Annotated in this window: 4 protein-coding genes; all 4 read right to left on the reverse strand. The window is 73.8% G+C overall.

Annotation, left to right across the window (positions count from 1 at the left end; translation table 11 throughout):
- Window positions 1–521: 521 nt before the first annotated feature.
- The gene (locus ACK4LS_RS14480) at window positions 522–1,076 is read right to left on the reverse strand and encodes a hypothetical protein (RefSeq protein ID WP_409718732.1); all 555 of its coding nucleotides are present in this window, start codon (window positions 1,074–1,076) and stop codon (window positions 522–524) included.
- 129 nt (window positions 1,077–1,205) lie between these two features.
- Window positions 1,206–2,666 (reverse strand): CDP-glycerol glycerophosphotransferase family protein, encoded by a 1,461-nt coding sequence (locus ACK4LS_RS14485; protein ID WP_409718735.1) that lies wholly within the window; start codon window positions 2,664–2,666, stop codon window positions 1,206–1,208.
- Window positions 2,663–4,012: a CDP-glycerol glycerophosphotransferase family protein gene (locus tag ACK4LS_RS14490; RefSeq protein ID WP_409718738.1), complete on the reverse strand. Its 1,350-nt coding sequence runs from the start codon at window positions 4,010–4,012 to the stop codon at window positions 2,663–2,665. Before ACK4LS_RS14490 ends, ACK4LS_RS14485 begins: the two co-directional genes overlap by 4 nt.
- Window positions 4,013–4,091: 79 nt before the next feature.
- Window positions 4,092–5,488: S1C family serine protease (locus ACK4LS_RS14495; protein ID WP_409718741.1), on the reverse strand; the 1,397-nt coding region annotated here is incomplete at its 5' end.

Genomic DNA, 5,488 nt, shown 5'->3' on the forward strand with positions numbered 1-5,488 from the left:
ACAACCTCAGCAATGTGCGCAACCTCAGCCCGGATGCCACCAACCCGACTGACCCAGCGCACATCACCGACCTAGCTTCACCGCCGCCGTGGCCGCGCCCACGCACAACCTCAGCGATGCGCACAAGTTCAGCGATGTGCACAACCTCAGCCCGGAGCCCGACCAGCCCGACTGGCCCAGCGCACATCGCTGACCCAGCGCCATCGCCACCGGCGCCGAGACCGCCGCCGTGCACAACCTCCGCGATGCGCACAACCTCAGCCCGGATGCCGCCAATCCCACTGACCCAGCGCACATCACTGACCCAACGCCACCAGTCGCCAACCCAACGCCGCCGGCGCCGCGGCCGTGCCCGCGCACAACCTCAGCGATGTGCACAACCTCAGCCCGGATGCCACCAACCCCACTGACCCAGCGCACATCGCTGACCCAACGCCAACGCCGCCACCGCCGCCGAACCCACCGCCGCCGAACCCACCGCAGCGCACAACCTCAGCGCTGCGACGCGGCGGCCGCGCGTCTCAACCCACGCGCGTGAGCGACACGGCGTACATCGCGGGGGCGCCCTCGAGACCGAGATCGATCCGCACGCCCTGCCGGGTGGTCGTGACGTCGAACGCGATCGTGCTGTTGCGGCAGGTCACGGGCTCAAGCGCCGAGTCACCCTCGAGATCGCCCTCGCCCTCTCCCTCGACCTCGCCGGCGGCCACGGTGATCGTGCCCTCTCCCCGGCACGCGATCTGCCCCTGGAAGGTGCCGGGCTCGACCGAGGCGAAGGTGTTCTTCTGATTCGACGACGTGTTCTGGCTCAGCCAGCCCGAGAGGGCCCCGGCCCCCGTCCCCGCCGAGGGTGCGGGCACCGCGGTCTCCGCCCACTCGCGGATGTCGTCGACCGGTATCGGCAGCAACGCCGCGTCGGCCTCGGCGTCGGCCCCCTCCGCCGTCGACCCGGGCGTTTCCGACGACGCGTCGGGTGCGGGGACCGCGGTGGTCGCGGGTGTCTGCGAGGGTTCGGCATCCGCCGATCCGCCGGTGCAGCCGGCCAGGGCGATGGTCGTCAGCAGCACGGCTGCCATGGTCGCTCTCCTGTGAAGACGCATCACCTCATGCTGTCACAGGGCCCCCGGATGCCGCGATGGGGCCGACCGCGAGGCCTCGAGACGGGGCGTCGCATCCGCAGAAAGCCGGCCCGGAGACCCCCTCCCTCACCCCCGGTCGACGAAACCCTGGTCGAGGATCCGCGCGACGACGCGCTCGGCGGCGCGTCCGTCGTCGCGGGGCGCGAACAGCCGCTGCCAGCGGGTGTAGCGCTCGGTGAAGATCGAGGGATCCACCTCGGCGAGCGCGCGCTCCAGGTCGCCCTGCGAGCGCACGACCGGACCGGGCGCCAGCTCGAGCAGGTCGAAGTAGAACCCGCGCATCTCCCCGCGGTAACGCTCGAGGTCGGGCACGAGGAAGTACATCGGCTTGCCGGTGATGGCGAAGTCGAACATGACCGAGGAGTAGTCGGTGATCAGCGCATCGGCGGCGGCGAGCAGCCGAGCGGTGTCGGGGTAGCCGGTCACGTCGATGACGCGCGGGCCGTCGACGTCGGATCCCGGATGCAGCGTGCGCGTGTGCCCGCGCACGAGCACCACCGCGTCGGCGGAGAGGGCGAGGGCGGCGGGGTCGACGAAGTCGACGATCTTCTCGCGGTCGTCCCTCCAGGTGGGTGCGTAGAGCAGCACTCGCTCGCCGGGCCGGATGCCGAGGCGTCGCCGCGTCTCGAGCCCGTCGTCGCGCTGCAGGGCGTCGTCGCGGGGGTAGCCCTCGACCCACACGGGCCGACCGAGGAAGGCGTACGCCTTGCGCAGCACCCGCGCGGCGTAGGGACTCTGGGCGAGCAGCACGTTCCAGCGGCGACTCTCGCGCGCCACGGCGAGCGCGCGACGCGGGTCGAAGCCGGGGCGGTGCAGGGCTAGGCGCTTGAGGGGTGTTCCGTGCCACGTCTGCAGCACGGTCTGCCCGCGACGGCGCACGAATCGGCGGCGCAGCCAGTCGTTGACGACGAGCAGGCGCGACACCCCGCGGGCCCGCCACCACTCGGGGCTGCCCTCCACCACGGCGACGGCTCCCTCGGGCACCTCGACCGACAGGTCGACGACGCTCCAGTACCGCGTGACGCCCGGGGCGACGCGGGCGAGCTCACGGTCGATCGCGAGCGGGTTGCAGCCGGCGGTGCGCCCGTAGAAGCTCTCGAAGAACACGGCGTTCTCGAGCGGCTCGGCCCGCCCGGTGGCGTAGCGGCGTTCGATCGCGGCTCGTCCCTCCCCCGCCAGGTACACCGGATCGACGGGGGCGGTGATGCCCACGACCCCGTCGGCGAGCGACGCGCGCAGGCTGGTCAGGGCGGTGTCGGGCAGGTGCAGCGCCGAGGGGTCGGCATCCGTCGCCTCTCCCCCGTCGACCTGCAGTCGGTAGCGTCCCGTGGGCAGTGGCAGCTCGGGTCCTCCCCACCGCGCGGCGTGGAGGGGCACGACGGCGCGCCAGGTGCGTCCGCGTCCGTGCAGGCGGGCGCGGGAGCGGGCGCGCGCGCCCACCAGCTCGACGGATGCCGGGCGGGGGCCCTCTCCGCTGAGCTCGAGCACGGGGATCCCGGCGTCGTCGAACAGGCGCGCGTCGGTCATCGGGGGGTGTCCCTTCCGTCGGGGGCCGCGCCGGCGAACGGCGCGCCATCGCGCCCAGCCCCGGCGGGCCGCGAACCGTCCGCGCCGGCGAGCAGCGCATCGTCCCGCCCAGCCCCGCGCACCCGCGCGTCGAGCAGCGACCGGATCACCCGGTACACCCGCTCGGCGTTGCGTCCGTCGCGGTGGGCGTGCACGGCGGTGCTGCGGTGCTCCGACGCGGCGCGGGCCGGGGCGGGGTCGTCGATCACGGCCGTGAGCTGCGCGAGAGTGTCGTCCCAGGTGCGGGCGGGGTGGTCGCCGGCGACGTCGGCGTAGCGGCCGTAGAGGCCGCGTCGGGCGGTGTAGGCCTCCAGGTCGGGGGCGAAGAACACCACCGGCAGCGGCACGAGGGCCGCGTCGAAGGCGAGCGAGGAGTAGTCGGTGATCAGCGCGTCGAAGCCGGGCAGCAGCGGGGTGACGTCGGCCACCCGATCGCTGCCCAGCGACACGATGCGGTCGGTGGTCCAGGGCGTGCGGTAGTCGCCGGCGCCCAGCGGGTGCGAGCGCACGACCAGCGTCGCATCGGTGCGCTCCAGCATGTCGCGGATGCGCTCCCATTCCCCCGCCGTCGGAACCGCGGGGTCGGGCTCCCCGTCGCGCCAGGTGGGGGCGTACAACGCGACGGAACGAGCGTCGAGCGGCATCCCGAGCGCGGCGGTCAGGGCGGCGCGGGCGGTCTCGCGGCGGTCGGCGGCGGACCCGGCCGACAGCACGTCGACGCGCGGCTCACCGGTCACCGGCACGCGCTCGTCGCTGAGCCCGAAGGCGCTCTCGAGGCGCCCGCGCACGAGGTGCGACGCGGCGGGCAGCACGGCGATGCGACGCGCGGCGCGGCGGTAGAGCACGGCGAGCACCGGCTGCAGCAGGCCGGGCAGCACGGGGCTGCGGGTGGTCTCGGCCGAGTCGAGGCCGATGCGCTTGAGCGGGATGCCGTGCCACAACTGCACCAGCAGAGCCCCGGTCGTGGCGTAGCGCTGGGCGTCGCCGAAGCCGTGGGTCACCACGATCACGCGGGCGCGCGCCGTGCGCCAGAACCCCGCCGCGGAGTCGCGCCGCACCCAGGGGATGCCGAGTCGCTCGGCATCCTGAGCCTGGTCGGCGTCGGCGACGAGCCACGTCGTACACTCGCCCCGGGCGGCGGCGACGCGCTGTAGGGCCAGGGCGCCGTCGGCGACGCCGACCGCGCAGCCGAACACCCACTCCTCGCGCGAGCGCGGGATCAGGGCAATGGCCAGCCGCCCCGCGAGATACAGCGGGATGCGGCGGAGTTTCCGGGCGTTTCCCGCACCGAACGAGAAAGACGCCACCCCGCGAGCCTATCGCGGGGTGGCGTCTCGGCCCAGATCCCGGCGCCGGCGGGGCCGGTGCGCGGGGATCCGGACGGGATCAGCCCTGCGGCATCGCGCCCAGGGTGACCTCGGCGGTCTTCTCCTGGCCGCCGCGCAGGTAGGTGACCTCGGCCTTCGCACCCGCGGCGAGCGCGCGCACCTGGGCGGTGAGGTCGATCGAGTTCGTCACGGGGATGCCGTTGAACCCGGTGATGACGTCGCCCTTCTGCAGACCGGCGGCCTGGGCCGCTCCCCCGCTGACGGCCTCGGCCACGTAGGCGCCGGTGGTGGTCGCTCCCTGCTGGGAGGCGGCATCCTGCACCGAGGCGCCGAGCAGACCGTGTGTGGCGGAGCCGTTGTCGATGATCTCCGACGAGATGCGCTTGGCGATGTCGGAGGGGATCGAGAAGCCCACGCCGATGTTGCCCGACTGGCCGCCCGACGACGAACCGCCCGCGCTGGCGATGGCGACGTTGATGCCGATGAGCTTGCCCTCGTCGTCGACGAGCGCGCCGCCGGAGTTACCGGGGTTGATGGCCGCGTCGGTCTGGATGACGGCGATCTTGATGGTCTCGGTCGCGGTCTGCGACTGCTGGCCCTGGCCGAAGTCGAAGCGGAACGGGCTCTCCTGACCCGGTTCGCTCTGTTCGGAGTCCGATCCGTCGGAGGGGGCGGCCGACGACGCGACCTGGATCGAGCGGTTCAGGGCGCTGACGATGCCGGTGGTCACGGTGTTCGGCAGATCGAGGGGCGCGCCGACGGCCACGGTGGCGTCGCCGACGTTGAGCTTCGAGGAGTCGCCGAACTCGATCGGGGTGAGGCCCGAGGCGTTCTCGAGCTTGATGACGGCGAGGTCGTAGGTGGGGTCGGTGCCGACGAGGGTCGCGGCGTAGACCTTGCCATCGGAGGTGGTGACCGAGATCCGGGCGTTGCCCGTCTGCCCGTCGAGGGTCACGACATGCGTGTTGGTGAGCACGTAGCCGTCGTCGCTCAGCACGACGCCCGAGCCGGTGCCGCCGGCCGAGGTGCCGGTCGCGCTGATCGTGACGACGCTCGGCACGACCTTGCTCGCGACGGCCGCGGTGGCGTTGACGTCCTGCGGGTCGTTGACCGTGATCGCGGTCGGGCCCGAGGCGGTCGAGGTGTCCGACCCGCCCCACAGGCTCAGGCCCGCGTAGGTGCCGCCGAGGCCCGCGCCTCCGCCGACGAGGGCGGCCGCGACGAGCAGGGCCGCGATGCGCGGCGCCGAACGCTTCGCGCGGGGCGTGGAGGATGCCGAGTCGGGCAGGGTGAGCGTGGGGTGCGCGTCGGTGGCGGCGGGGCCGAAGGCCTGGCCGGTGGGGGCCGCGGCACCGGAGGGGGCCGCGGCGTAGCCGTGGGCCGCGGGGTGTCCGGGCGCGGCGGGGTGTCCGGGCGCGGCGGGCGCACCGGAAGGCGCGTGGCCGGCGGGCTGCG

It is taken from the genome of Microbacterium sp. (genome assembly GCF_046295495.1).
Classification (GTDB): Bacteria; Actinomycetota; Actinomycetes; order Actinomycetales; family Microbacteriaceae; genus Microbacterium.

Bases quoted from the DNA above. Each gene is read 5' to 3' on its own strand.
- ACK4LS_RS14480 (WP_409718732.1), bottom strand. From the start codon at position 1,076: ATGGCAGCCGTGCTGCTGACGACCATCGCCCTGGCCGGCTGCACCGGC.
- ACK4LS_RS14485 (WP_409718735.1), bottom strand. From the start codon at position 2,666: ATGACCGACGCGCGCCTGTTCGACGACGCCGGGATCCCCGTGCTCGAG.